The 24356-nt window shown below is 53.7% G+C and carries 28 protein-coding genes; 17 read left to right on the forward strand and 11 right to left on the reverse strand.

Annotated features, from left to right (window positions below):
- The first annotated feature begins 41 nt into the window (after positions 1–41).
- The 4 genes from ybeD (at position 42) to lipA (ending at position 3459) form a co-directional block, all read left to right on the forward strand.
- Positions 42–305 carry a DUF493 family protein YbeD gene (ybeD, locus tag ACOTZC_RS17655; protein WP_006177135.1) on the forward strand — a complete coding sequence of 88 codons (264 nt, stop codon included), beginning with the start codon at positions 42–44 and terminating at the stop codon, positions 303–305.
- A 94-nt stretch (positions 306–399) separates the two neighbouring features.
- Entirely contained in the window at positions 400–1041 is a 642-nt protein-coding gene (gene lipB, locus ACOTZC_RS17660; RefSeq protein WP_045402138.1) for a lipoyl(octanoyl) transferase LipB, read from the forward strand.
- Positions 1042–1332: 291 nt separating this feature from the next.
- Positions 1333–2286, forward strand: coding sequence for a YbeF family transcriptional regulator (locus ACOTZC_RS17665; RefSeq protein ID WP_032665064.1), 954 nt, complete (start codon positions 1333–1335; stop codon positions 2284–2286).
- A 207-nt stretch (positions 2287–2493) separates the two neighbouring features.
- Positions 2494–3459, forward strand: coding sequence for a lipoyl synthase (lipA, locus tag ACOTZC_RS17670; protein WP_013097595.1), 966 nt, complete (start codon positions 2494–2496; stop codon positions 3457–3459).
- Between the two features lie 81 nt (positions 3460–3540).
- On the opposite strand, the gene tatE is transcribed toward lipA, so the two are convergent.
- Positions 3541–3744 carry a twin-arginine translocase subunit TatE gene (gene tatE / locus ACOTZC_RS17675; RefSeq protein WP_023310742.1) on the reverse strand — a complete coding sequence of 68 codons (204 nt, stop codon included), beginning with the start codon at positions 3742–3744 and terminating at the stop codon, positions 3541–3543.
- 125 nt (positions 3745–3869) lie between these two features.
- Positions 3870–4658, reverse strand: a complete 789-nt coding sequence (locus ACOTZC_RS17680; RefSeq protein WP_163354086.1) for a deaminated glutathione amidase — start codon at positions 4656–4658, stop codon at positions 3870–3872.
- 67 nt (positions 4659–4725) lie between these two features.
- On the opposite strand from ACOTZC_RS17680, the gene crcB reads away from it, so the two are divergent.
- A complete protein-coding gene (gene crcB / locus ACOTZC_RS17685; protein WP_023310740.1) occupies positions 4726–5109 on the forward strand; it encodes a fluoride efflux transporter CrcB in 384 nt (127 codons plus the stop codon).
- 219 nt (positions 5110–5328) lie between these two features.
- Here crcB and cspE read toward each other — a convergent pair whose 3' ends face one another.
- On the reverse strand, positions 5329–5538 hold the full coding sequence (gene cspE, locus ACOTZC_RS17690; protein ID WP_002439184.1) for a transcription antiterminator/RNA stability regulator CspE: 210 nt from the start codon (positions 5536–5538) through the stop codon (positions 5329–5331).
- A gap of 190 nt (positions 5539–5728) precedes the next feature.
- The gene (gene pagP / locus ACOTZC_RS17695; protein ID WP_047173413.1) at positions 5729–6346 is read right to left on the reverse strand and encodes a lipid IV(A) palmitoyltransferase PagP; all 618 of its coding nucleotides are present in this window, start codon (positions 6344–6346) and stop codon (positions 5729–5731) included.
- Positions 6347–6738: 392 nt separating this feature from the next.
- Between pagP and dcuC the strand changes: the two genes are divergently transcribed.
- Both dcuC and rna read left to right on the forward strand, forming a co-directional pair.
- Positions 6739–8106 (forward strand): anaerobic C4-dicarboxylate transporter DcuC, encoded by a 1368-nt coding sequence (gene dcuC, locus ACOTZC_RS17700; RefSeq protein WP_023310737.1) that lies wholly within the window; start codon positions 6739–6741, stop codon positions 8104–8106.
- Positions 8107–8200: 94 nt separating this feature from the next.
- Positions 8201–9010, forward strand: coding sequence for a ribonuclease I (rna, locus tag ACOTZC_RS17705; protein WP_047173411.1), 810 nt, complete (start codon positions 8201–8203; stop codon positions 9008–9010).
- On the opposite strand, the gene ACOTZC_RS17710 is transcribed toward rna, so the two are convergent.
- Positions 9004–9621 (reverse strand): flavin reductase family protein, encoded by a 618-nt coding sequence (locus ACOTZC_RS17710; RefSeq protein WP_047173410.1) that lies wholly within the window; start codon positions 9619–9621, stop codon positions 9004–9006. The genes rna and ACOTZC_RS17710 overlap by 7 nt on opposite strands.
- Positions 9622–9888: 267 nt before the next feature.
- Between ACOTZC_RS17710 and rnk the strand changes: the two genes are divergently transcribed.
- Together rnk and yldA are read left to right on the forward strand one after the other, a co-directional pair.
- Positions 9889–10299 carry a nucleoside diphosphate kinase regulator gene (gene rnk, locus ACOTZC_RS17715; RefSeq protein ID WP_023310734.1) on the forward strand — a complete coding sequence of 137 codons (411 nt, stop codon included), beginning with the start codon at positions 9889–9891 and terminating at the stop codon, positions 10297–10299.
- A 139-nt stretch (positions 10300–10438) separates the two neighbouring features.
- Entirely contained in the window at positions 10439–10528 is a 90-nt protein-coding gene (gene yldA, locus ACOTZC_RS17720; RefSeq protein ID WP_023310733.1) for a small membrane protein YldA, read from the forward strand.
- Between the two features lie 8 nt (positions 10529–10536).
- On the opposite strand, the gene ACOTZC_RS17725 is transcribed toward yldA, so the two are convergent.
- Entirely contained in the window at positions 10537–11775 is a 1239-nt protein-coding gene (locus tag ACOTZC_RS17725) for a zinc-dependent alcohol dehydrogenase (RefSeq protein ID WP_421635896.1), read from the reverse strand.
- A 180-nt stretch (positions 11776–11955) separates the two neighbouring features.
- On the opposite strand from ACOTZC_RS17725, the gene uspG reads away from it, so the two are divergent.
- Positions 11956–12384, forward strand: a complete 429-nt coding sequence (gene uspG, locus ACOTZC_RS17730) for a universal stress protein UspG (RefSeq protein WP_023310731.1) — start codon at positions 11956–11958, stop codon at positions 12382–12384.
- Between the two features lie 60 nt (positions 12385–12444).
- On the opposite strand, the gene ahpF is transcribed toward uspG, so the two are convergent.
- On the reverse strand, positions 12445–14010 hold the full coding sequence (ahpF, locus tag ACOTZC_RS17735; protein ID WP_023310730.1) for an alkyl hydroperoxide reductase subunit F: 1566 nt from the start codon (positions 14008–14010) through the stop codon (positions 12445–12447).
- Positions 14011–14197: 187 nt separating this feature from the next.
- Entirely contained in the window at positions 14198–14761 is a 564-nt protein-coding gene (gene ahpC, locus ACOTZC_RS17740; RefSeq protein WP_008501015.1) for an alkyl hydroperoxide reductase subunit C, read from the reverse strand.
- Positions 14762–15384: 623 nt separating this feature from the next.
- Here ahpC and citR point away from each other — a divergent pair.
- The 3 genes from citR to ACOTZC_RS17755 all read left to right on the forward strand — a co-directional run bounded on the left by citR (position 15385) and on the right by ACOTZC_RS17755 (position 18205).
- On the forward strand, positions 15385–16284 hold the full coding sequence (citR, locus tag ACOTZC_RS17745) for a DNA-binding transcriptional repressor CitR (protein WP_045402116.1): 900 nt from the start codon (positions 15385–15387) through the stop codon (positions 16282–16284).
- Positions 16285–16370: 86 nt separating this feature from the next.
- Positions 16371–17594, forward strand: a complete 1224-nt coding sequence (locus ACOTZC_RS17750) for a phosphoadenosine phosphosulfate reductase (protein ID WP_023310728.1) — start codon at positions 16371–16373, stop codon at positions 17592–17594.
- Positions 17579–18205: an IbrB-like domain-containing protein gene (locus ACOTZC_RS17755; protein WP_045402112.1), complete on the forward strand. Its 627-nt coding sequence runs from the start codon at positions 17579–17581 to the stop codon at positions 18203–18205. Before ACOTZC_RS17750 ends, ACOTZC_RS17755 begins: the two co-directional genes overlap by 16 nt.
- Here ACOTZC_RS17755 and ACOTZC_RS17760 read toward each other — a convergent pair whose 3' ends face one another.
- On the reverse strand, positions 18206–19366 hold the full coding sequence (locus tag ACOTZC_RS17760; protein ID WP_047173408.1) for a pyridoxal phosphate-dependent aminotransferase: 1161 nt from the start codon (positions 19364–19366) through the stop codon (positions 18206–18208).
- Between the two features lie 122 nt (positions 19367–19488).
- On the opposite strand from ACOTZC_RS17760, the gene ACOTZC_RS17765 reads away from it, so the two are divergent.
- The 3 genes from ACOTZC_RS17765 to ACOTZC_RS17775 are packed head-to-tail and all read left to right on the forward strand — an operon-like array spanning position 19489 to position 21328.
- The gene (locus tag ACOTZC_RS17765) at positions 19489–20103 is read left to right on the forward strand and encodes a methylthioribulose 1-phosphate dehydratase (RefSeq protein WP_047173407.1); all 615 of its coding nucleotides are present in this window, start codon (positions 19489–19491) and stop codon (positions 20101–20103) included.
- Positions 20100–20789: an acireductone synthase gene (gene mtnC / locus ACOTZC_RS17770; RefSeq protein ID WP_047173406.1), complete on the forward strand. Its 690-nt coding sequence runs from the start codon at positions 20100–20102 to the stop codon at positions 20787–20789. The genes ACOTZC_RS17765 and mtnC overlap by 4 nt, the downstream gene beginning before the upstream one ends.
- On the forward strand, positions 20786–21328 hold the full coding sequence (locus ACOTZC_RS17775) for a 1,2-dihydroxy-3-keto-5-methylthiopentene dioxygenase (protein WP_174259787.1): 543 nt from the start codon (positions 20786–20788) through the stop codon (positions 21326–21328). The genes mtnC and ACOTZC_RS17775 overlap by 4 nt, the downstream gene beginning before the upstream one ends.
- Before the next feature lie 96 nt (positions 21329–21424).
- Here the strand turns inward: ACOTZC_RS17775 and ACOTZC_RS17780 are convergent, their stop codons facing one another.
- Entirely contained in the window at positions 21425–21895 is a 471-nt protein-coding gene (locus ACOTZC_RS17780; protein ID WP_045402093.1) for an SRPBCC family protein, read from the reverse strand.
- A gap of 42 nt (positions 21896–21937) precedes the next feature.
- Positions 21938–22954 carry an S-methyl-5-thioribose-1-phosphate isomerase gene (mtnA, locus tag ACOTZC_RS17785; protein ID WP_252040782.1) on the reverse strand — a complete coding sequence of 339 codons (1017 nt, stop codon included), beginning with the start codon at positions 22952–22954 and terminating at the stop codon, positions 21938–21940.
- A 104-nt stretch (positions 22955–23058) separates the two neighbouring features.
- Here mtnA and mtnK point away from each other — a divergent pair, with 104 nt between their 5' ends.
- The gene (gene mtnK / locus ACOTZC_RS17790) at positions 23059–24258 is read left to right on the forward strand and encodes an S-methyl-5-thioribose kinase (RefSeq protein WP_047173404.1); all 1200 of its coding nucleotides are present in this window, start codon (positions 23059–23061) and stop codon (positions 24256–24258) included.
- Positions 24259–24356 lie beyond the last annotated feature (98 nt).

Genomic DNA, 24356 nt, shown 5'->3' on the forward strand with positions numbered 1-24356 from the left:
ACGTGGGAGTTATTATTTTTTGACGTTACGCCGGAGCTGACATGAAAACCAAACTTAACGAACTGCTTGAATTCCCTACCTCATTTACCTACAAAGTAATGGGTCTGGCGAAACCTGAGCTGGTTGATCAGGTGGTTGAAGTGGTACAGCGCCATGCGCCGGGTGACTACTCTCCGTCAGTAAAACCAAGCAGCAAGGGCAACTACCACTCTGTCTCTATTACCATCACTGCGACACACATTGAGCAGGTTGAAACGCTGTACGAAGAGCTCGGCAATATCGAAATTGTTCGTATGGTGCTGTAGTCCCTTTGCGGTTACCCGGTTTGCCGGGTAACCCCTCTCCCCGCTGTGATATACTCCCCCACACCTTTTGTCCCTCGTCTTCGGAGACGCAGTTTTGTATCAGGATAAAATTCTGGTCCGTCACCTCGGCCTGCAACCTTATGAGCCTGTCTCCCAGGCCATGCATGACTTCACCGATTCACGCGATGACAGCACCCCGGATGAGATCTGGCTGGTCGAACACCTGCCGGTATTTACGCAGGGCCAGGCGGGTAAAGCAGAGCATTTGTTAATGACGGGAGATATCCCGGTTATTCAGAGCGATCGCGGCGGTCAGGTCACTTATCATGGGCCCGGACAGCAGGTGATGTACGTCCTGCTCAATCTGAAACGCAGAAAGCTTGGCGTACGTGAACTGGTTACCTTACTGGAACAAACTGTCGTCAACACGCTGGCGGAATATGGTATTGACGCGCATCCACGCGCCGATGCGCCAGGCGTTTACGTTGGGGAAATGAAGATCTGCTCCCTGGGGCTGCGTATTCGTAAAGGCTGCTCATTCCATGGCCTGGCCTTGAATATTAATATGGACCTCGCGCCTTTCCAACGCATTAACCCCTGCGGCTATGCCGGCATGGAAATGACGCAGGTACGCCAGTGGGTTGAAACCGCTACGCCAGAAACTATTCGTCCCGTGCTTTTAAAGCAGATGTTAGCGCTACTTAACAATCCCCCATACGAATATATCCCTGCTTAATACATCATACAACATGGCTCGATAATTTGGCGGGCCACTGTTTATTTACCGCTTTTGCACTTTACAATAATCCACAGATTCTATATTTTCGAAGCGCCCGAATATTACCGCTACATATTATTTAGCCTCCAGCAAGCACGGCAAACACGGCATAAGTAACGTGAGCAATAATCACTCAACTGTTTGTTTTTGATAAACAAGTGAAACAAAACCAACACTTTACGAATCTCTACAAGCATAATAAATAAATTCAACTATCATTCATATTGTGAATGTATACGGAGTGAAAGCGTGGAGTATAATAATTTACCAGCCAAACGACTGAATGAACCCGGTGGCGAAGACAAGCCACAAATTTTTCGGACTTTACGTAATATTGATCTCAATTTACTGACTATTTTTGAGGCGGTATATGTCCATAAGGGTATCGTTAACGCTGCGAAAATTCTTAATCTCACGCCATCAGCAATAAGCCAGTCAATCCAAAAGCTTCGCGCTATATTTCCTGACCCATTATTTATCCGCAAGGGCCAGGGGGTAACGCCGACGGCTTACGCCACGCATCTCCATGAGTACATTAGTCAGGGGCTGGAGTCGATTCTGGGCGCGCTGGATTTAACCGGAAGCTATGATAAGCAGCGAACCATCACCATCGGCTGTTCCCCTTCTGTAGGGGTGCTGGTGATGCCAGCGATCTTCCAGGCCGTGAAAGAACATGCTCCGCAGCTCCTGCTTCGCAACGTGCCTCTCAATGAACCAGACATTCAGCTTGCCCAGTTCCAGACGGACCTGATTATTGAAAGCGGCAGCTTCAGTGCCAGAGCGCTGGGGCAAAATGTGCTTTATGCGGATAACCTGGTATTGGTTTGCCGCCAGCAGCATCCTGCTCTTAGCGAGCCGTTAACCATCGAAAACCTGCGCAACTACGATCACTCATCTTTCATGACCGAAGGGCAATCTAATCACGCACTTCGTCAGCGTATTGATGAAATTTTCCCGGAACGTCAGATCAGCTTCAGCAGTTACAATATGTTTACCACCGCATCCCTGATCGGCAGCAGCGACATGCTGTGCGTTATGCCATCACGCCTGTACAGTCTGCTACAAAAATGCTGGCCGCTGGAAAGCATCCCGCTCAGTCAGCTTAATGCGGAATCTATCGAGATTTCACTGCATTATAACAAGCTGAGTTTGCGCGATCCGGTCCTGGAAAACGTCATCCGCATTATCCGTCAGGCCTTCTGACAGGTTTAGCCAGTTCAAGTCCCTGCAACCCGCAGGGCAAAAGGCACAAAACAACAACTATTTTACAAATTGGCGATCTGGCAGGCTGCTTTAACGACCGTTTCAATGATATACTGCCTGTCGTTCGTTCAAAAATAGTTGATAAATACAACATTCCCTTGAATTGAAACGCTTTCCTTCGATATTCGCAACTGGAACACGCACGCTATGAGTAAACCCATTGTGATGGAACGCGGTGTTAAATACCGCGATGCCGATAAAATGGCCCTTATCCCGGTTAAAAACGTGGCTACAGAGCGCGAGGCGCTGTTAAGAAAACCGGAATGGATGAAAATCAAACTTCCGGCCGACTCTTCGCGTATCCAGGGGATCAAAGCGGCGATGCGCAAGAATGGCCTTCACTCCGTCTGTGAAGAAGCCTCTTGCCCGAACCTTGCTGAATGTTTCAATCATGGTACCGCGACGTTTATGATTCTGGGTGCTATCTGTACCCGCCGCTGCCCGTTCTGCGATGTTGCTCATGGCCGTCCAGTCGCGCCTGATGCTAACGAACCCCAGAAACTGGCGCAGACCATCGCCGACATGGCGCTGCGTTATGTGGTTATCACGTCCGTTGACCGTGACGACCTGCGTGACGGTGGTGCTCAGCACTTCGCCGACTGCATTACGGCCATTCGAGAGAAAAGCCCTAACATCAAAATCGAGACGCTGGTGCCTGACTTCCGCGGCCGTATGGACCGTGCGCTGGATATCCTGACCGCAACGCCGCCAGATGTGTTTAACCACAACCTGGAGAACGTGCCGCGTCTTTACCGTCAGGTCCGTCCGGGCGCTGACTACAACTGGTCCCTGAAGCTGCTGGAGCGTTTCAAAGAAGCGCATCCGCATATTCCGACCAAGTCTGGTCTGATGGTGGGTCTGGGTGAAACCAATGATGAAATCATCGAGGTGATGCGCGATCTTCGCCGCCACGGTGTGACCATGTTGACCCTCGGACAGTATCTGCAGCCAAGCCGTCACCACCTGCCGGTACAGCGCTACGTGAGCCCGGACGAATTCGATGAAATGAAAGCCGAAGCGATGGCGATGGGCTTCACCCATGCTGCCTGCGGCCCATTCGTTCGCTCCTCATACCATGCCGATATGCAGGCTAAAGGCGAAGAAGTTAAATAATGCTGTAATATTCATTTACAGTAATACAAAAAAACCGGCCTCATGAGCCGGTTTTTTTTCGCAAGCCCTCAGGCGTTGCTGTCACTCTTTGTGAGAAAGCTTGTCTGCCGGGACGTCATCCTCGGCGCTTTTCTTCGCCGCTGCATCATCATCGTTCATCGCTTTCTTAAAGCCTTTGATGGCAGCCCCCAGGTCACCACCCAGCGTGCGTAACTTCTTGGTACCAAACAGCAGGACGACCAGTGCGGCAACCACCAGCAGTTTGGTAATACTAATCTCACCCATAGATACCTTCTTTACTTAAAACAGGCTGCATTCAGCGCCAAAGCCTGACTGTATTAACGGTCATTTAGCGCGTGCACACAATAGCAATCTGTAACAAGGTGAATCAAGCATTGTTGAAAAAAACATCACAATAATTGCGGTGGCGCAAACCGACGATTGCGAAGAACGGGTAATTGCTGACGCGCAAGCGCAATTCTCTCAAAGTTTATCTCCGCCACCAACAAATACGGGGCTTCAGCGGCGGCGGCGATCGTCACCCCCAGCGGATCAACCACCCTGCTTTGCCCGATGTTTTTCGTGCCACATTCTCCTGCGGCAACGACATAGCAGGTTGTATCCAGCGCGCGCGCCGCAAGCAGCGTTGCCCAGTGGTGCTCTTTTAACGGCCCTCTGACCCACGCGGCAGGGAGTACCAGCACGTTCGCCCCCTGCAGCGCCAGATGCAGCGCCAGCTCGGGAAAACGCAGGTCATAGCACGTCATCAGCCCGATCTTAAATCCGTCAATCTCCAGCAGCGGAGGGAGCTCGTCTCCGGGGTCAACGCGACGCGATTCCTGGATGCTGAACGCATCATAGAGATGAAGCTTGGCGTAACGTGCGACGATGGCCCCGTCACGAATCGTCACGAGCGTATTCACCGCGCGACCCGGCTTGGAGGGAACATGGATCGTTAAGATCGTCGTCATCGTATTGCCCGCGCTTTGGGCGAGTAATTGCTGTAAGAATTCGCCATCCAGCGGCTGCGCGGACTTCACGGATAAATCCGGGTCATTATCGTCCCTGGCCAGCAGCGCCTCGGGGAGAACCAACAGCGACGCGCCTTTCTGCCGGGCCTGCATCATCAGTTCGACGCATGTTCTCGCATTCTCATGCCAGTCAGGCGTGACAGCAAACTGCCCTACCGCTACATACATATTTGTCCCCTCATCATAAACGGCGTTAAACTCGCTACTCTTACACATCAAATAGCAGGTATTAAGCGTGTTACAACTACTTTTAGCCGTTTTTATTGGTGGGGGAACGGGTAGCGTTGCGCGATGGTTTCTGAGTATGCGGTTTAACCCCCTGCATCAGGCGATTCCCATGGGGACGCTTGCCGCTAACCTGATTGGTGCCTTTATCATCGGCATGGGGCTGGCCTGGTTTAACCGAATGACGCACATTGACCCAATGTGGAAGGTATTGATTACCACCGGATTCTGCGGCGGTTTGACCACCTTCTCAACCTTTTCTGCGGAAACGGTTTTTCTCTTTCAGGAAGGCCGCATTGGCTGGGCGCTGATGAATATGGCGATCAATATGTTCGGCTCGTTTGCGATGACGGGGATCGCATTTTGGCTATTTTCTTCCGCAAGCGCGCATTAACAACCGAACCGTTAATGTTGGCTTAATTTTTCTCTGTCACTCTGAATGCAATACTGAACGAGGGTGACAGAATGAAACAGAGTCTGATGAGCGCAGGAATGGTGTTGTTGAGCGTGCTGATCGTAGCCAGCTTCCTGAAAATGTATCTGCTTGGCTGATTCAAAACGAAAAAAACCCGCTCAATGAGCGGGTTTTGAAATTCTTGCTGACGCGTCTGAATTACAGAGCGATTACGTTAGCAGCAGAAGGGCCTTTGGCACCGTTAGTGATTTCGAACTCTACACGCTGACCTTCAGCCAGAGTTTTGAAACCATTAGACTGGATTGCAGAGAAGTGTACGAACACGTCTTTGCTGCCATCTTCAGGAGTAATGAAACCGAATCCTTTGGACTCATTAAACCACTTAACGTTACCTTTAATCTTAGACATCAAAATTACCTTTACATTAAAAAACGACACAAATGCTGTGTCGGTTATCAGTACATCAATTGTGGGACCTTTTGTCCAGCGGATCTTTGATAAAAAGTGACTAAAGTCGCGTTAATTTTCACTGACAGATTTTTATCGCTTATGAATCAACAACTGCGCGTTTTATCACCAGTATGTAACGTTTTGTCAGTTAAAACTGAAAACGCATCCAGGCGAAGTAAACGTTACCGTTGTTGTACGTACCCGGGATGTAGGTCATCTGGAACGTTGCGGGACCATAGCCAATAGAGGCCAAAGGCAGTAGGACCGGGATCGGAATATAGTTCCAGTTGTCACGTGCAGTGACCCCGGCGGTATAGCCCAAACCGACGTGGAAGTTCTCGTCCGCTAGCGGACGCCAGGTTTTCTCCCAACCATACCCCCCAATCGGTTCCCATTTATTAAACGAGTCTTTGAAGGCCATCAGATAGATGCCATGCCAGTTTCCCTTTTCATCCCAGCGCGACTGGCCAAAACCCGCGCCCCACGGACGCTCGTTGTATTTATCGGTTTTCTCTTTGTCATAAGCAAAACGCGCATGCCACGTTATTGCCGGGACATAGAGATCATAATGTTCAGGTGCCGTCCATGTCTGGGAAACATTATCCGTAAAGGTTGAGAACCAGCCTTTACCCGTCGCGTTGCTTTCTGCCTGAGCAACAGAAGAAAACGTTAACTGCCCAAAAATAAACAACAAAATAGAGAAAAATGTATTACGTACGATCACAATGCAATTACCATTCTTAGTATTCGAGGCAAAGTTTACCATAAAATAGTTGAATCAAGGCTTAACGACATCAGCTTTATTCCTAATTATTCGGGCTCTTTCCGGGAATATTCTTAAAGAAAGCGAGAGATACGTGCAAATAAGCCCACAAGGGGTGTGACTTTCACATTACTCTTTGTTAATCAGCAACATGCAAAACCATACAAAACATTAACAATTTGTTATCATTAATGGGGCATGTTGCGCTATTTCTGACGGTCAAGGGCCACATGACATAAATGTACGGGCCATGGCAAAACACGGTTGTTCGGTTCTCTAGTCGTCTGTTTATTGATTTTAATCAGCAAGAACAGGCCAATTATTCGGCACATTTTCATCCTTCTTTTTTTTATTGATTTTTTGTGCTCCATAGCAGCAGAGATACAGGGGAAATCATGCTTACGTTATTCGAACTCCTTATTGGAGTCGTCGTCATTGTCGGGGTCGCACGCTACATCATTAAAGGCTACTCGGCCACGGGCGTATTATTTGTCGGCGGTCTAACGCTGCTGATTATCAGCGCAATAATGGGGCACCAGGTGTTACCTGCCAGCGCGACCAGCACCGGTTACACTGCTACAGATATTGTTGAATATATTAAAATATTGCTCATGAGCCGCGGCGGCGATCTGGGTATGATGATCATGATGCTGTGCGGTTTTGCAGCCTACATGACCCACATTGGCGCCAACGACATGGTCGTTAAGCTTGCCTCTAAACCCCTGCAATACATTAACTCGCCGTATCTGCTAATGGTCGCCGCCTATTTCCTCGCCTGCCTCATGTCGCTGGCCGTTTCGTCAGCTACCGGACTTGGGGTACTGCTCATGGCGACGCTGTTCCCGGTCATGGTGAACGTCGGTATCAGCCGTGGCGCGGCCGCGGCAATTTGCGCGTCTCCGGCAGCGATTATTCTCTCCCCGACCTCCGGCGACGTTGTGCTGGCGGCAAAGGCGGCGGAGATGTCACTCATCGACTTCGCCTTTAAAACCACGTTACCGATCTCGATCGTTGCCATCGTGGGCATGGGGATCGCACATTTCTTCTGGCAGCGCTATCTCGATAAGAAAGAAAACATCAGCCATGAAATGATGGACGTGAGTGAAATCACCACGACCGCTCCCGCGTTCTATGCCATTCTGCCGTTCACCCCGATCGTCGGAGTGCTGATTTTTGACGGCAAATGGGGTCCACAGCTGCACATCATCACCATTCTGGTCATCTGTATGCTGCTGGCCGCCGTGCTGGAGTTTGTGCGCGGTTTTAACACGCAAAAAGTCTTCTCGGGTCTGGAAGTAGCGTATCGCGGTATGGCGGATGCCTTCGCTGGCGTGGTGATCCTGCTGGTTGCAGCGGGCGTTTTTGCCCAAGGTCTGAGCACGATCGGCTTTATCCAGAGCCTGATTTCTATCGCCACCTCGTTCGGCTCGGCCAGTATTATCCTGATGCTGGTTCTGGTGGTGCTCACCATGCTGGCGGCGATGACCACCGGGTCCGGTAATGCGCCTTTCTACGCTTTCGTTGAGATGATCCCGAAACTGGCTCACTCCTCCGGTATTAACCCAGCCTACCTCTCCATTCCCATGCTGCAGGCGTCAAACCTCGGCCGGACCATTTCGCCGGTGTCGGGTGTGGTCGTCGCCGTTGCCGGGATGGCGAAAATTTCGCCATTCGAAGTCGTCAAACGCACCTCAGTGCCCGTTATAGTTGGTCTGATTATCGTGATTATCGCCACGGAAGTGCTGGTACCCGGCGCGGCCTAAGCTAAATTATGGATATCCAAAAAGCGCCTGCGGGCGCTTTTTGTGCTTTAATAACTTCCAGAAATAAATCGTGCTCATTCGATCAGGAAATCATATGTTCAGGAAGGATATCGTCATCCCGTCTGGCGCAATGGCGCTTTCTCTCTGTCTCTCCTCCGCGCAGGCGGAACCGCTGAAGGCAACACAGTATGGCGATTTCGATCGCTATGTGCTGGCTCTGTCCTGGCAAACCGGGTTTTGCCAGAGCATGGTCGAGCGCAACCGCAATGAACCTGACGAATGTCGCCTGCAAAAAGAGCGCGATAATAAAGCCGATTTTCTGACCGTCCACGGTCTATGGCCTGGCCTGCCAAAATCTATTGCCGCACGCGGCGTGGATGAACGTCGATGGATGCGTTTTGGCTGCGCCACACGCCCGATTCCGAACATGCCGGAAGTGAAGGCCAGCCGCAAATGCGATGCCGCCGAAACCGGACTCTCGCTTTCCGCTGCCGCTAAGCTCAACGATGTCATGCCGGGTGCGGGCGGTAATTCCTGCCTGGAACGTTACGAATATGCCAAACATGGCGTCTGCTTTGGTTTCGATCCGGATGCCTATTTCGGCACGATGGTGCGGATGAATCAGGAAGTTAAAAACAGCGCGGTCGGTAAATTCCTCGCCGATAATTACGGGAAAACCGTCAATCGCAGCGACTTTGACAGTGCCGTTGCCAAAAGCTGGGGCAAGGAGAACATCAAAGCGATCAAGCTGACCTGCAACGGCAATCCGGCGTATCTGACCGAGATGCAGATTTCGCTTAAGGCGGATACCATTAACAACCCGCTTTCTCCGGCGTCATTTGCACCGCAGCCACATCCGGGTAACTGCGGAAAACAGTTCGTGATTGATAAAGCCGGTTACTGATCCGCGCCCGGGCGCACCATGTCAAACCGGTTTTCGTCACTGATGCCATAGTACGCCGTCGGCCCACCCGCACGCAGGATGGGCTGCGCTTTAGCCGTCTGGTATATCCCCTCTTCCAGCAGCGTTTCGGCAATATGGATACCGACCACCTCCCCCAGCACCAGCCACGTATCGACCGGTGTGCCGTCGGCACCGGTAAGCTGAATGCACTGCGACAGGCGGCACTCAAAGTTAACCGGGCTTTCCGCGACGCGGGGCGCGTTAACCAGCTGGCTCGCCGCCGGCGTGAGTCCGGCAAAGCTAAATTCATCCCGATCGTGAGGAAGCATGGCAGAGGTTTGGTTCATGGCTTCGGCAAGATCGCGGGTTGCGAGGTTCCAGACAAACTCTTTTGTTTCGTTAATATTACGCACGCTGTCCTTCCAGCCGTTGCTGGAAAAGCCGATGATCGGCGGGCGATAGTTAAAGCAGTTAAAGAAGCTGTACGGTGCGAGATTCAGCTGACCGGCCTTATCGCATGACGAGATCCAGCCGATCGGACGTGGACCAATAATGGCGTTCAGCGGATCGTGCGGCAGGCCGTGACCCTGAGACGGTTGGTAGAAGTACATAATTCTCTCTCGTTGGTGGGCTGACGCGAATTGCACTTCGCGCAACGCCCGGGTTCAGGACTCTCAGCGTAACGTATTCCGTCCGGAATGAAGACTGAATAAATTTCAGCGAAAATTCATATGGACCATGAATGTGACCTTCATCACTTCAAACTTACGCGCTCAGCCAGTATCATCGGGAGAGTTAAACCCTCGCTGCCAGACGGCGAGGGTTTTCTTTTGGATTGGTTTCTGCGTTACACGCAGCATTAACGACATGGAGTAAAAATGTCCAGACCTACAATTATCATCAACGAGCTCGACGCAGAACGTATCGACAGGCTGCTGGAAAAAGCAGAGTTTGCCTCACTTCCCGTGGCCGACGCCCTGAATGAGGAGCTCGACCGGGCGCAGATGTGCACGCCTGAGACGATGCCGCATGACGTGGTCACCATGAACAGCCAGGTAAAATTCCGTAACCTGACCACCGGTGAAGAGCTGACCCGCACGCTGGTTTACCCGGCTCAGATGACCGACAGCAGCGCACAGCTTTCTGTTCTTGCGCCTGTGGGTGCCGCACTGCTGGGCCTGCGCACGGGCGATACCATCCACTGGGAATTGCCGGGCGGCGCCTCTGCCCATCTTGAAGTTCTGGCGTTGCTCTACCAGCCAGAAGCCGCGGGCGATTACCTGCGTTAACCACTTCTGACCAAGCGCCCACCCGCTTTGCACAGAGGATGCAGCCGCATCCTCTTTCCGTAAATTCACCCCATTTTCTTATATCGCGCAAAAAGCCCTTAATCCACGCTTAATCTGTTTTGGTGCCGTGGGGACGGTCATGAGTGAGATACTGGCTATCACACTTATTTTTCTGATTATTGCGGCGATTATCGTCTTGGCCGTGCTTTATCTTGAACGCCACAGCTAGGCGAGTATTCATGCAACCCCACCGGGGAAAGCATTCACCAGGCCCTTAACTTTCTGCTCTGCGGCCTCGGGCGTTTCTGCGCCAGGGACCAGAATCACCTTCCGGCACTCCTCCTCCCGTTTTTCGAACACCTTATAGGCGCGTTCCGCATCGGCAAGGGGAAGATAATGGGTCACGATCTCTTCCGGCGTAAGCAGCCCTTTTTCGATCAGCGGTAGCAGTTCACCCAGCCAGGCATGGACGTGGGTCTGGCCCATCTTGAACGTCAGCCCCTTATCAAAGGCATCGCCAAACAGAAATCCATGAATAAACCCGGCGTACGCGCCGGGTACGCTAACTACGCCACCGCGTCGAACGGCAGCAATGCACTGCCGCAGCGCTTTGCCGCTGCTACCTTCAATTTTAAGATTGCTGAGGATCGTTTCGGTGGTGCTGCCTTTCGCTTCGAACCCTACCGCATCAATCACGGCGTCAACGCCGCGCTGGCCAGCGGTTTGCTCGATGATTTTTTCCGCTGCGTCGTTATCATCATCAAAGTTGATGGGAATCGCGCCGTAACGCGCCTCGGCAAATCGCAAACGGTACGGGTGGTGATCGATAACAAAGATCTGCTCAGCCCCTAACAGCCGCGCGCAGGCAATAGTCAGTAGCCCCACCGGCCCGGCGCCGAAAACCGCAACGCTTGAGCCTTTTTCAATCTGCGCATTTTTTGCCGCCTGCCAGGCCGTGGGCAAAATATCGGACAGGAACAGCGCCTTATCATCGGAAAGGAGTTGCGGGACCTTAAACGGCCCGACGTTGCCTTTTGGCACGCGGACATATTCCGCCTGTCCCCCCGGCACGCCGCCGTAGAGATGGCTGTAGCCAAACAGCGCGGCCGGCGCGGGAATTTGCTTTTTGTTCAGCGCGGCGCCCTGCCCGACATTGGTATTCTCACAGGCCGCGTATTGCTGCAGACGGCAGAAGAAACAGTCTCCGCAGGCAATGACAAAGGGGATCACCACGCGATCGCCTTTTTGCAAATTCTTTACCTCTGCGCCGCACTCGACGATTTCCCCCATAAACTCATGGCCAAAAATGTCGCCGTGCTGCACCTTCGGGATCTTTCCGCGATAGAGATGCAAATCGGAGCCGCAGATCGCCGTGGCCGTGACGCGCAAAATGATATCGTCGGGCTGCTCGATAATGGGATCGGGGACATTCTCGACGCGAACATGGTGCGGACCGTGATACGTAAGTGCTTTCATGCGACCTCCGAAAGGTTCCAGGTAAGTGTATAAGGGTAGCTACCGCTCAAGGTCTGCCCCGGAATATGGGCCTTTTGAGATTTATCCTGGCGAGATAAGAAAACTGACGGGGCGCTTACAGAAACCATTTATTTTTTATGGTTGAATGAGTTCAGCGTTTATAAACAAGGAGAAACGGGTATGTATCAGAGAATCATTATGCCGGTTGATGTTTTTGAGATGGAGCTGAGCGACAAGGCCGTTCGCCATGCGGAGTTTCTGGCGCAGCAGGACGGTGTTATCCATCTTTTACACGTACTGCCGGGCTCCGCCAGCCTGAGCCTGCACCGCTTTGCCGCCGACGTGCGTCGCTTCGAGGAGCATTTGCAGCATGAAGCGGAAACTCGTCTGCAAACCATGGTCAGCCACTTCAGCATCGACCCTTCTCGCATCAAAACGCACGTCAGATTCGGCAGCGTACGCGATGCGGTAAACGAACTGGCGAACGAGCTGAAAGCAGACGTGGTGGTCATCGGTTCGCGCAACCCTTCCATTACCACGCATCTGCTGGGCTCTAACGCCTCCAGCGTGATCCGCCACACCCATATACCGGTGATGGTCGTAAGATAAAAAAAGAGGCCACCTTTCGGTGGCCTCTCGCTATTGCAGGTGTAGCCTTACTTTCTTCTGTTATGCGGTTTTGGTGCGAATCAGGTAGTCAAAGGAACTCAGAGACGCCTTCGCCCCTTCGCCCGTGGCGATAATGATCTGTTTGTACGGCACGGTGGTGCAGTCGCCCGCCGCAAACACGCCTTTCACGCTGGTTTCACATTTCGCATCGATGATGATTTCGCCCATGCGGTTGCGCTCAATCGCGCCTTCCAGCCAGGTGGTATTTGGCAGCAGACCAATCTGCACGAAGATCCCTGACAGCTGAACGCTGTGCACGTCGCCGCTCACGCGGTCGCGATATTCCAGGCCGGTCACTTTGCTGCCGTCGCCCTTCACTTCCGTGGTCTGCGCGTTCAGTACGATGTCGACGTTTTTCAGGCTGCGAACTTTATCCTGCAGTACCTGGTCGGCCTTCATCTCTGGAGCGAACTCCAGAAGGGTAACGTGCTCAACAATCCCCGCCAGGTCGATAGCCGCTTCCACGCCCGAGTTACCGCCGCCGATCACCGCCACGCGTTTACCTTTAAACAGCGGGCCATCACAGTGCGGACAGTAGGTCACGCCTTTGGTACGGTACTGATCTTCGCCCGGAACGTTCATGTTGCGCCATTTCGCGCCGGTGGCAATGATAATGCTGCGCGCTTTCAGCACCGCGCCGGACGCGGTTTCAATCTGGTGTAAACCACCCTCGGCCGCGGCCGGAACCAGCTTGCTGGCGCTCTGGCTGTCGATCACGTCTACGTCATAGTCGCTGACGTGCGCCTTCAGCGCCCCTGCCAGCTTCTGACCTTCGGTCTTCGGCACGGAAATGTAGTTTTCGATGTCCACGGTATCGAGCACCTGGCCGCCAAAGCGTTCACCCATCAGGCCGGTACGAATACCTTTACGCGCGGAGTACACCGCTGCCGCCGCGCCCGCAGGACCGGAACCGACGATCAGCACGTCGTAAGCATCGCGTTTGTTCAGCTCTTCCGCCGCACGTTTTTCAGCACCGGTATCCACTTTGGCTACGATTTCGGTCAGCGTCATACGGCCCTGGCCGAACTCTTTGCCGTTCATGTAGACCGCCGGAACGCCCATCACGTTGCGTTCGGTGATTTCATTCTGGAAGGTACCGCCGTCAATCGCCGTGTGCTTGATGCGCGGGTTCAGGACCGACATCAGGTTCAGCGCCTGCACCACGTCCGGGCAGTTGTGGCAGGAGAGCGAGTAATAGGTTTCAAATTCGAAATCACCGTCGATATCGCGGATCTGCTCCAGCAGCGCCTGCGCTTCTTTTGACGGATGACCACCGGTCCACAGCAGTGCCAGCACCAGTGAGGTAAATTCGTGACCCAGCGGCGAGCCGGCAAAGCGCGGTCCCTGGTCGGAGCCTGGGTTGGTAATCAGGAAAGAGGGCTTACGGACCGGCAGCGCGTTGTCTTCTTTGAAGGTCACTTTCGGCGACAGCTCGGCGATTTCCGCCAGCAGTTCCTTGATCTCTGCCGATTTGGCGCTGTCGTCCAGCGTGGCAATCAGCTCAACGGGTTTGGTCAGTTTCTCAAGGTAGGCCTTGAGCTGGGTTTTCATGTTAGTGTCGAGCATTGTTCTTCCCTCTCTTAAGACGTCATCATGCAAGCTGCCTTATACGGGCGGCCTGAATGCAACTTGCATCATGGTGCTGGAATGAAATGGGCGCGGGTGCGCCCATTGATTGCCGGGTGGCACTTCGTTTAGCCGGCCTACGATACTGTAGGCCTGTGCAAGCGCAGCGCCGCCAGGCTTTACAAACTTAGATCTTGCCAACCAGGTCCAGGGATGGAGCCAGCGTCGCTTCGCCTTCTTTCCATTTCGCCGGGCATACTTCGCCAGGGTGAGAAGCCACGTACTGAGCGGCTTTCACTTTACGCAGCAGGTCAGAAGCATCACGGCCGATACCTTCAGCGGTAACTTCGATAGCCTGGATAATGCCCTGTGGGTCAACAACGAAGGTGGCGCGGTCAGCCAGGCCTTCATCTTCACGCATGTTGTCGAAGTTACGGGTCAGGGCGCCAGTCGGGTCGCCGATCATCGCGTATTTGATTTTCGCGATGGTTTCAGAGCTGCTGTGCCATGCTTTGTGGGTGAAGTGGGTATCGGTAGAGACAGAGTAAACGTCTACGCCCAGCTTCTGCAGTTCGTCGTAATGGTCTGCCACGTCACCCAGTTCAGTCGGGCAAACGAAGGTAAAGTCAGCCGGATAGAAGAAGAAGACGCTCCAGCGGCCTTCGGTATCTTTCTCGGTAACTTCGATGAACTCACCGTTTTTGAACGCCTGGTTTTTGAAAGGTTTAATTTTGGTGTTAATCAAAGACATCTGTACTTCCTCCGTGTTTTCGTTGAGATGTAAGGTAACCAACTTTATTCATCGGGGCTAATGCGTATGCTTTATCAAATCAATCAGCCAAACCTTACAACGTCGACAAGACAACAAGGTGAACCTTTTACAGGAAAGCCTAAAAGTAAAAAGGCCGCCTCAACGGGCGGCCCTGATACCTGAATTCCCCGCAGGTACATTCAGTGCCAGCCGAAACTGGCGTTGCGTTGCGCTCTACAACCCTTTATATCAAGGCGGTAACAGCCTTTTGATTACACCACCCGCGCAGGGATTGAGCAATCCATAAGAGAGGCATTCCTGCCTATGGCTGTGATAGGTTGCGTCGAACATCATTCCGGAGCGTTATAGATTTATTTTTATTATAAAACTATCGCGATATATAAATGGCAATTGTCATTTAAAATGATCACTCCCTTTTCTACAATAAAGTTATCTCAATCGCCTTCGAAGCACTATTTCAATAATCTGCCACCGTGATATATTAAGATGTTTTTAATTTAAAACTAAGAGAATTAACCGAAAGAATTATAAATAGTTAGCCTCAAACTATTGTTACCAGTTATATGATAACCACAGCAAACGCAGCACCCTCAGGACGAAACATGGCAAACCTCTATGACCTTAAAAAATTCGATCTTAATCTGTTAGTCATTTTCGAGTGCATTTACCAGCACCTTAGTATCAGTAAAGCCGCCGAGACGCTGTATATCACACCCTCTGCCGTGAGCCAGTCACTGCAGCGTCTGAGAGGGCAACTCAACGATCCTCTGTTTATCCGTTCCGGTAAAGGGATCACGCCCACGACCGTCGGCGTCAATCTGCATCATCATCTGGAACAGAACCTGAACCAGCTGGAGCAGACTATCAATATCATGCACAGCAGCGGGTTGAAGAAGAACTTTGTCATTTATTGCCCGCATTTTATGAGTATGAAAGCAACGCTTGACCCTATAAAATTGCTGATGGAAAACCATAATTATTCAATTGAATTACATGATGTTTTTCTTTCGTCTGATTCAGCAGAAGATCTCTTAGCCTACAGAAGAGCCGACCTGATATTTTCATTTTCTTCTTCTAACAATCATTCTGTCGCCTGTAGCCTCTACCATAAACTTCCTTTCGTCCTCGTTTGTCGTGAGGGCCATCCCCGTCTCAGTGAAAATCCCACGCGTGAAGAGATCCTGAATGAAAACTTCACCGCCTACCTGAACGATGAGAACAGCTTCAAAGACTATCAGGAAAAGGCCGAAAGCCTGTTAACCAAAAGAAATATCGTCTATCGTAGCGACTCTTTTATATCCCTTCTGTCGGCGATCGGTTCGTCCGATCTCATAGGATTAGTACCTGCGCCGGCCTTCGAACAATATGGCCCAGCCCTCAACCTGCGAAAAGTGGAAACTGACATTCAATTCCCAAGCATTGATATTTACATGATGTACAACCGTTCCGCGCTCAATAGCTCGGCATTCGCGAGTTTTATTGAAGAGATATCATTACCGTAGCATATCTAATTAAAATTGACTGATATAATCCTCTCATTAGCATTGACCCTACAGTCAGGTATTTATCCCTCAGGATGAGAATAAGCATGTCACTTTATAAATACTCTTTAAATCAGGATGTTCTTACTGCTGCTCGGGAGCGAATAAAATGGACTCTCGAAAACTTTCCCAAAACCTGTGTTTCTTTTTCAGGAGGTAAAGACTCCACCATTATGCTGCATCTGGTTGCCCAACAGGCGCGACTGATGAAAATCAAAATAGATGTGCTCTTTATCGACTGGGAAGCGCAGTTTTCCCATACCATTACCCATGTGGAACATATGCGCGAGTTGTACAGCGATGTCATCGACCATTTCTGGTGGGTCGCGCTTCCCCTGACAACGCAAAATTCACTGTCACAATTCCAGCCGAAATGGCAATGCTGGGAACCCGGCACCCGATGGGTCCGCCAGCCTCCTGACGATGCGATTACCGATCCCGCTTTTTTTTCCTTCTACCAGCCAGGCATGACGTTTGAAACCTTTGTCCGCAGTTTCTCCGACTGGTTCTCCTGCAATCGCCCGGCGGCGATACTGATTGGCATCCGCGCCGATGAGTCTTACAACCGTTTTCTGGCTATCGCGTCGGCGCGTAAACAGCGGTTTGCCGACGATAAACCCTGGACAACCGTCGCACCGGGAGGACATGCCTGGTATATCTACCCTCTCTACGACTGGAAAACCGCCGATATATGGACCTGGTTCGCCAAATCAGGGTGTTGCTATAACCCACTCTATGACCTGATGTTTCAGGCTGGCGTGCCGCTACGCTACATGCGGATTTGTGAACCCTTTGGTCCTGAACAGCGTCAGGGATTATGGCTCTACCACGTTGTTGAGCCCGATCGCTGGGCGGCCATGTGTGAGCGCGTGAGCGGTGCGCGCAGCGGGGGGATGTACGCCGGACACGATAACCATTTTTATGGTCACCGAAAAATTCTGAAACCCGAACACCTGTGCTGGCGCGAATATGCCATGTTGCTCCTCGACAGCATGCCGCAACATACGGCTGAGCATTACCGCAATAAAATCGCCATTTATCTGCACTGGTATCAGAAGAGAGGCATAAAGGATATTCCCGATACGCAGGACGGTGATATCGGAGCCAAAGACATTCCCTCATGGCGCCGTATTTGCAAGGTTCTCCTGAATAACGACTACTGGTGCAGGGCGCTATCGTTCAGCCCAAACAAACCCAAACATTATCAGCGCTACAGCGAAAGAGTGAAGGCGAAACGCAAGGAGTGGGGCATATTATGCAACAAAGACTAATCACCGAGATGGAAACGTACCTTCAGTCACTTTCCGAAGAGGAGCGCATTAACGCCATAAATGCCTTTCGTGAAGCGATCCATAAACACAGTCCATTTCGTGAGCAACCTATAGACTGCGTCCTCTGGATAAGACAGGACGCTATTACCGCTAACGACTACAACCCCAATAACGTTGCGCCACCAGAAAAACGGCTGCTCAGTCAGTCACTGGAGCTCGATGGATTCACCCAACCTATCGTTGTGACTGAAAGCGAACCGCACCACTACGAAATTGTGGATGGTTTTCATCGCCATGAAATTGGTAAAAATCGGGCGGCGCTGAAGCGTCAGCTCAAGGGCTATCTCCCCATCACCTGCCTGCGTCGGGATCGGCAGGATAAACATAACCGTATGGCCGCCACGATTCGTCACAACCGGGCGCGGGGTCGACACCAGATTAACGCCATGTCGGAGATCGTTCGCGAGCTGGTGCAGCTTGGCTGGAATGACGAGAGAATAAGCAGGGAACTGGGTATGGACGGCGATGAAGTCTTGCGCCTCAAGCAAATCAACGGTCTGCTGGAGCTGTTTGCAGACCGTCGTTACTCAGAAGCCTGGACGGTGAAATAATCAGAGCGTGTTCAGACGCTCTGCCGCCGCCAGCAGCGTCGATTCCTGCTTCGCAAAGCAAAGACGGATCAGCTTATGCGGGAAGGGATCGGCGCAAAATACCGACAGCGGAATAGCGGCCACGCCCACCTCTTTCGTCAGCCACTGGCAGAAACGCACGTCGTCCAGATCCGATATCGCGCTGTAGTCGGCGAGCAGAAAATAGGTCCCTTCTGAGGGTAAAATCTCCAGCCGGCTTTTACTTAGCGCCGCCACAAACAGATCCCGACGTTCACGATAGAAGTGCGGCAGCTCGCGATAATGCCCGGGTTCAGCGCGCAGCATATCCGCCAGCGCCAGCTGAGCCGGCGTGTTCACGGCAAAGGTCAGGTACTGGTGCACCTTGCGCAGCTCGGCGCTAATGGCGGCCGGTGCGACGCAGTAGCCCACTTTCCAGCCGGTCATATGGTAAGTCTTACCGAATGACGAGACAGCGATTGCGCGCTCGCGAAGCTGCGGATGGGCCAGCACGCTGGCGTGTCCTTCTTCTGCAAAGCAGATGTGCTCGTAGACTTCATCGCTGAGCACGTAAATTTCACGCTCCGCAATCGCCTGCCACAGCGCGGCGAAATCGGCTTTCTGCCACACCGTCGCCGACGGGTTGTGCGGGGTGTTCAGGATCACCAGGCGGGTTTTGTCGCTCAGCAGCGCGGCAAACGCCTGCCAGTCAGGGCGAAAGTGCGGCGGCTGAAGCGCCACGCGTTTCACCACGCCGCCGGAGAGTTCAACCGCAGGCGCATAGCTGTCGTAGCTCGGGTCAAAGCAGATAACTTCATCGCCCGCACGCACCAGCGCGGTGATGGCCGCATACAGCGCTTCGGTCGCCCCTGCCGTCACCGTAATGTCGGTGTTCGCATCGGGCTTATGGTCGTACAGCTCCGCCGTTTTATCCGCAATGGCTTCCCGCAGCGCCTGCACGCCCGTCATCGGCGCATACTGATTCGCCCCCTGCGCCACGTGGTACGCCAGACGCTCCTGCAAATAGGTAGGGCCATCGAAATCCGGGAAGCCCTGAGAAAGGTTAATGGCGTTGTGCTGCTGCGCCAGAGCGCTCATCTGCGTAAAGATGGTAGTACCGAGATTGGGAAGTTTACTCTTCGGAATCAAAGCGTTATTGCTCATTGTGTCGTGCCTGCTTGTAATACTTATGTTGCTGCCACTATAACACGATGTTAGTCTTTGGCAATCAAGACGCTTAGACGTCTAAACCATATGAATATTCCTGACCGCGAGGGTAAAAGGAAATGACAGACAACCTGCAACTCACACATCTTGTCGACGCCTGCCGCTGGATTGGCGCTAAAGGCTGGGCGCCAGCCACCGGCGGCAATATGTCGGTGCGTCAGGACGAACACCTCTGCTGGCTCAGCGAATCCGGCAAAGACAAAGGCAGCCTGACAACGGCGGACTTTCTGCAGGTTGAAATTGCCACCAACCGCGCGCCGTCTGGCCGCAGGCCGTCGGCGGAAACCGGTCTTCACACGCTGATTTATCGCCTGTTCCCGGAAGCCAACGCCGTCCTGCACGTTCATACCGTCAACGCCACGGTACTGTCGCGTCTGGTCAAAGAAGCCGAGCTCAACATCAGCGGTTTTGAGATGCAAAAATCCCTCACCGGGCAGACCACGCATCTGGATACGGTGGCTATCCCGGTCTTTGATAACGACCAGGATATCGACGCCCTCGCCTCCCGAATCGCCCATTACGCGCAGGAGCGCCCGCTTAATTATGGTTTTCTTCTGCGCGGTCATGGCTTAACCTGCTGGGGACGCGATGTGGCCGAGGCCCGCCGTCATCTGGAAGGACTAGAATTCCTATTTGAATGCGAAATGCGTTTACGACAACTGGAGAGAGTATGATTCGCGCGATTGTGACGGATATTGAAGGGACCACCAGCGATATTCGTTTTGTCCATGATGTTTTGTTCCCCTACGCGCGTGAGCGGCTGGCGGCCTTCGTGACCGCGCAGCAGTACGCCGAGCCGGTCAAATCCATTCTGGACAACCTGCGTGATGAAATCGATAACCCGCACGCCAGCGTCGGCGAACTTATCGACGCTCTGTTTGCCTTTATGGACGAAGACCGCAAATCGACCGCGCTCAAAGCCCTGCAGGGGATCATCTGGCACGACGGCTACGTTAACGGCGACTTTACCGGACACCTCTACCCGGACGTGCTGCCTGCGCTGGAAAAGTGGAAAGCGCAAGGGATTGATCTCTATGTTTATTCCTCTGGCTCCGTCGCCGCGCAGAAACTGTTATTTGGCTACAGCGACGAAGGTGATATTACTCATCTGTTCAGCGGCTATTTTGACACCCACATCGGCGCCAAGCGCGAGGTGCAGTCTTATCAGAACATTGCGACGCAAACGGGCATCGCCCCGTCGCAGATCCTGTTCCTGTCCGATATTCATCAGGAGCTGGACGCGGCTGAACAGGCAGGTTTTCGCACCCTGCAGCTGATTCGCGGTGATGATGACGGCGCAAGCCATCACCATCAGGTCCACCAGTTTGACGAGATTAATCCGGAGCAGATCCCTTCATGAGCGCATTGACCATTTATTCCGATAAAGACGCCAGTCAACACCAGTGGTACAGCACCGACGCCACCGAGATAGCCCAGCAGCTCAACGCCAAAGGCGTGCGGTTTGAACGCTGGGCTGCGGATCGCGATTTAGGACACGATCCCGCGCCCGAAGCCGTGATCGCGGCGTATCAGCATGCGATCGACAAGCTGGTGGCGGAGAAAGGCTATCAGAGCTGGGATGTGATCAGCCTGCGCGCCGACAACCCGCACAAAGATGCGCTGCGTGCGAAGTTCCTGAACGAACATACCCATGGCGAAGACGAAGTGCGCTTTTTCGTGGAAGGCGCGGGGCTGTTCTGCCTGCACATTGATGATGAGGTGTATCAGGTGCTGTGCGAGAAAAACGACCTGATTTCCGTTCCCGCGGGCACGCCGCACTGGTTTGATATGGGCTCAGAGCCGAATTTTACCGCCATTCGTATTTTCGACAATCCGGAAGGCTGGGTGGCGCAGTTTACGGGCGATGCGATCGCGGATGCGTATCCACGCCTCGCATAGGTAAAAGCAAAACGGCAGCTATAGCTGCCGTTTTTAGCGTTTGCTCCCTCTCCCTGTGGGAGAGGGTCGGAGTGAGGACATCAGGCCGCTCGGGCTTCAACGCTCCAGTCCTTTCACATACCCCACCAGCTGATCCAGCACAATCCCCCACCCTTCGTGGAAGCCCATCTGTTCATGCTGTTCGCGGATTTCTTTCGTCGGATGACGCGCAATCGCCGTGTAGCGGGTCTTGCCCTCGCCCACATCCTCCAGCAGCAGGATCGCCGTCATAAACGGCTTCCCGGCCGGTTTCCAGCCTTCGGTATAGCCGTCGGTAAAGACCAGCTTTTGACCGGGATCGATTTCCAGAAAGACGCCCCGGTTATCCATCCGCTGACCGTCAACATCAAACACGGTGTTGAACCGCCCGCCCACGCGGAGATCGAGATCGCATTCGGTCACCTTATGGGGAGCAGGAATGAAGAAGTTTTTGATGTGTTCCGGCGTGGTCCAGCAGAGCCACAGCAGGTCGCGCGGTGCATCCACCACGCGCTCCAGTTTTAAGTCAGTTTCAGGATCGAGCGTCACGATATTGTCCTCTTAAGGGAACCCCTTAAAGGATAGCCGGACTCAGGCGAATTTCCCGTTTGCCACCGCTTCCGGCGTGACCACGCCCGTATCCAGCACCCAGCCGCTGATCAGCGAGGCAGGGGTCACGTCAAACGCCGGGTTGTAAACCTGCGCGTTTTCCGGCGCCCACTGCACCGCGCCAAAGCTTCCGGCGACGCCCGTCACCTCGCTGGCGGCGCGCTGCTCAATCGGGATCGCGTCCCCGTTCGGGCAGTCCGGATCCAGGGTCGTTTGCGGCGCGGCCACGTAGAACGGAATGCCGTGGAATTTCGCCAGCACCGCCAGAGAATAGGTGCCGATCTTGTTCGCCACGTCGCCGTTGGCGGCAATGCGGTCTGCGCCCACCCACACGGCATCCACCAGCCCTTTCGCCATCAGGCTGGCGGCCATGGAATCGGTAATCAGCTGATACGGCACGCCCAGCTCGCCCAACTCCCACGCGGTCAGTCTACCGCCCTGCAGCAGCGGACGGGTTTCATCCACCCAGACGCTGCTGACGTTACCGTCCTGATGCGCGCGGGCAATCACGCCCAATGCGGTGCCAACGCCTGCCGTTGCCAGCCCGCCGGTGTTGCAGTGGGTCAGCAGACGGCTGCCGGGCTTCACCAGCGCGCTGCCGGCTTTCGCAATCGCGTCGCAAAGCCGTTTGTCTTCGTCAATCAGGCGCAGCGCTTCGGCCACCAGCGCCGGAACATACTCTTCCTGCCACAGCGCAATCTTCATGCGGTCGAGATTGTTCATCAGGTTCACCGCCGTCGGGCGGGAGGCGCGCAGGGTTTCCAGCGCCGCCGCCAGCTCGTCGCGGCTTTTGCCGTTTTCCGCCAGCAGCGCCAGCAGCAGGCTTGCAGAGAGACCAATCAGCGGCGCGCCGCGCACGCGCAGGGCGTGGATATGTCCGACCAGCGCCTCTACCGTCGAGGCATTCAGCCAGCGTTTCTCCTGCGGAAGCGCCTGCTGATCGAGAATAAAGAGCTGATTATTCGCCACCCGCAGGCTGGTCGTCTGTAATGTCTGCATGTCGTTAATTCCCTGTTGCGTTGTTGTAGCACATTGTGTCAGGATGAAATCCAGATGTATAGACGTCTACATGTCTTAATTTAAAAACTCGTGAGGAGCAGGCCATGTCGCAATACCGTACCTTTACCGCTCAGGATGCCGTGGAGTATGCCAGGCAGTTTGGCGGACTTGACGATCCTTCATCGTTGGTAGAGGCGCAGGAGATTGGCGACGGCAACCTCAATCTGGTCTTTAAAATTTTCGACAGCGCGGGCGTGAGCCGCATCGTCGTTAAGCAGGCGCTACCCTACGTGCGCTGCGTCGGCGAGTCCTGGCCGCTGACGCTGGACCGCGCCCGTCTGGAGGCGCAAACCCTGGTCGAGCACTACCGGCACAGCCCGCAGCACACCGTGAAAATCCACCACTTCGATCCGGAGCTGGCGGTGATGATGATGGAAGATCTCTCCAGCCATCGCATCTGGCGCGGCGAGCTGATCAAAAATAATTATTACCCGCTGGCGGCGCGTCAGCTGGGTGAATACCTCGCGCACGCGCTGTTCTACACCAGCGATTTCTACCTGCACCCGCACGAGAAGAAAGCGCAGGTGGCGAAATTCATCAACCCGGAGATGTGCGAGATCACCGAAGATCTGTTCTTCAACGATCCGTACCAGATCCACGAGCGCAACAGCTACCCGGCCGAGCTGGAAAATGACGTCGCGGCCCTGCGCGACGACGCTCAGCTTAAAATTGCCGTGGCCTCCCTGAAGCATCGCTTCTTCTCGCACGCCGAAGCGCTCCTGCACGGCGATATTCACAGCGGCTCGATTTTTGTGGCCGACGGCAGCCTGAAGGCCATCGACGCCGAGTTCGGCTACTTTGGCCCGATTGGCTTTGACGTCGGCACCGCCATCGGCAACCTGCTGCTGAACTTCTGCGGGCTGCCGGGGCACCTGGGCATTCGCGATGCCGCCGCCGCGCGCGAGCAGCGCCTGACCGATATTCAGGAGCTGTGGAACACCTTCGCGGAACGCTTCCAGGCGCTGGCAAACGAGAAAACGCGCGACGCCGCGCTCGGCGCGCCGGGCTATGCCTCCGCGTTCCTGAAAAAGGTCTGGCATGACGCCATCGGCTTCTGCGGCACCGAGCTCATTCGCCGCAGCGTCGGGCTTTCCCACGTGGCGGATATCGACACCATCCAGGACGAGGCGATGCGCCACGAGTGCCTGCGCCACGCGATAACGCTCGGTAAAGCGCTGATTGTCATTGCCGACCGCATCGATAGCGCGGAAGATCTGGTGGCACGAGTGCGGCAGTACAGCTGAGTGCCGGCTTTGTGCCCGGTGGCGCTGCGCTTACCGGGCCTACGATTCTGATTTTCTCCCTCTCCCTGTGGGAGAGGGCCGGGGTGAGGGCATCAAAC

The organism is Enterobacter cloacae complex sp. SHL009 (assembly GCF_049237205.1).
Taxonomy (GTDB): domain Bacteria; phylum Pseudomonadota; class Gammaproteobacteria; order Enterobacterales; family Enterobacteriaceae; genus Enterobacter; species Enterobacter cloacae_M.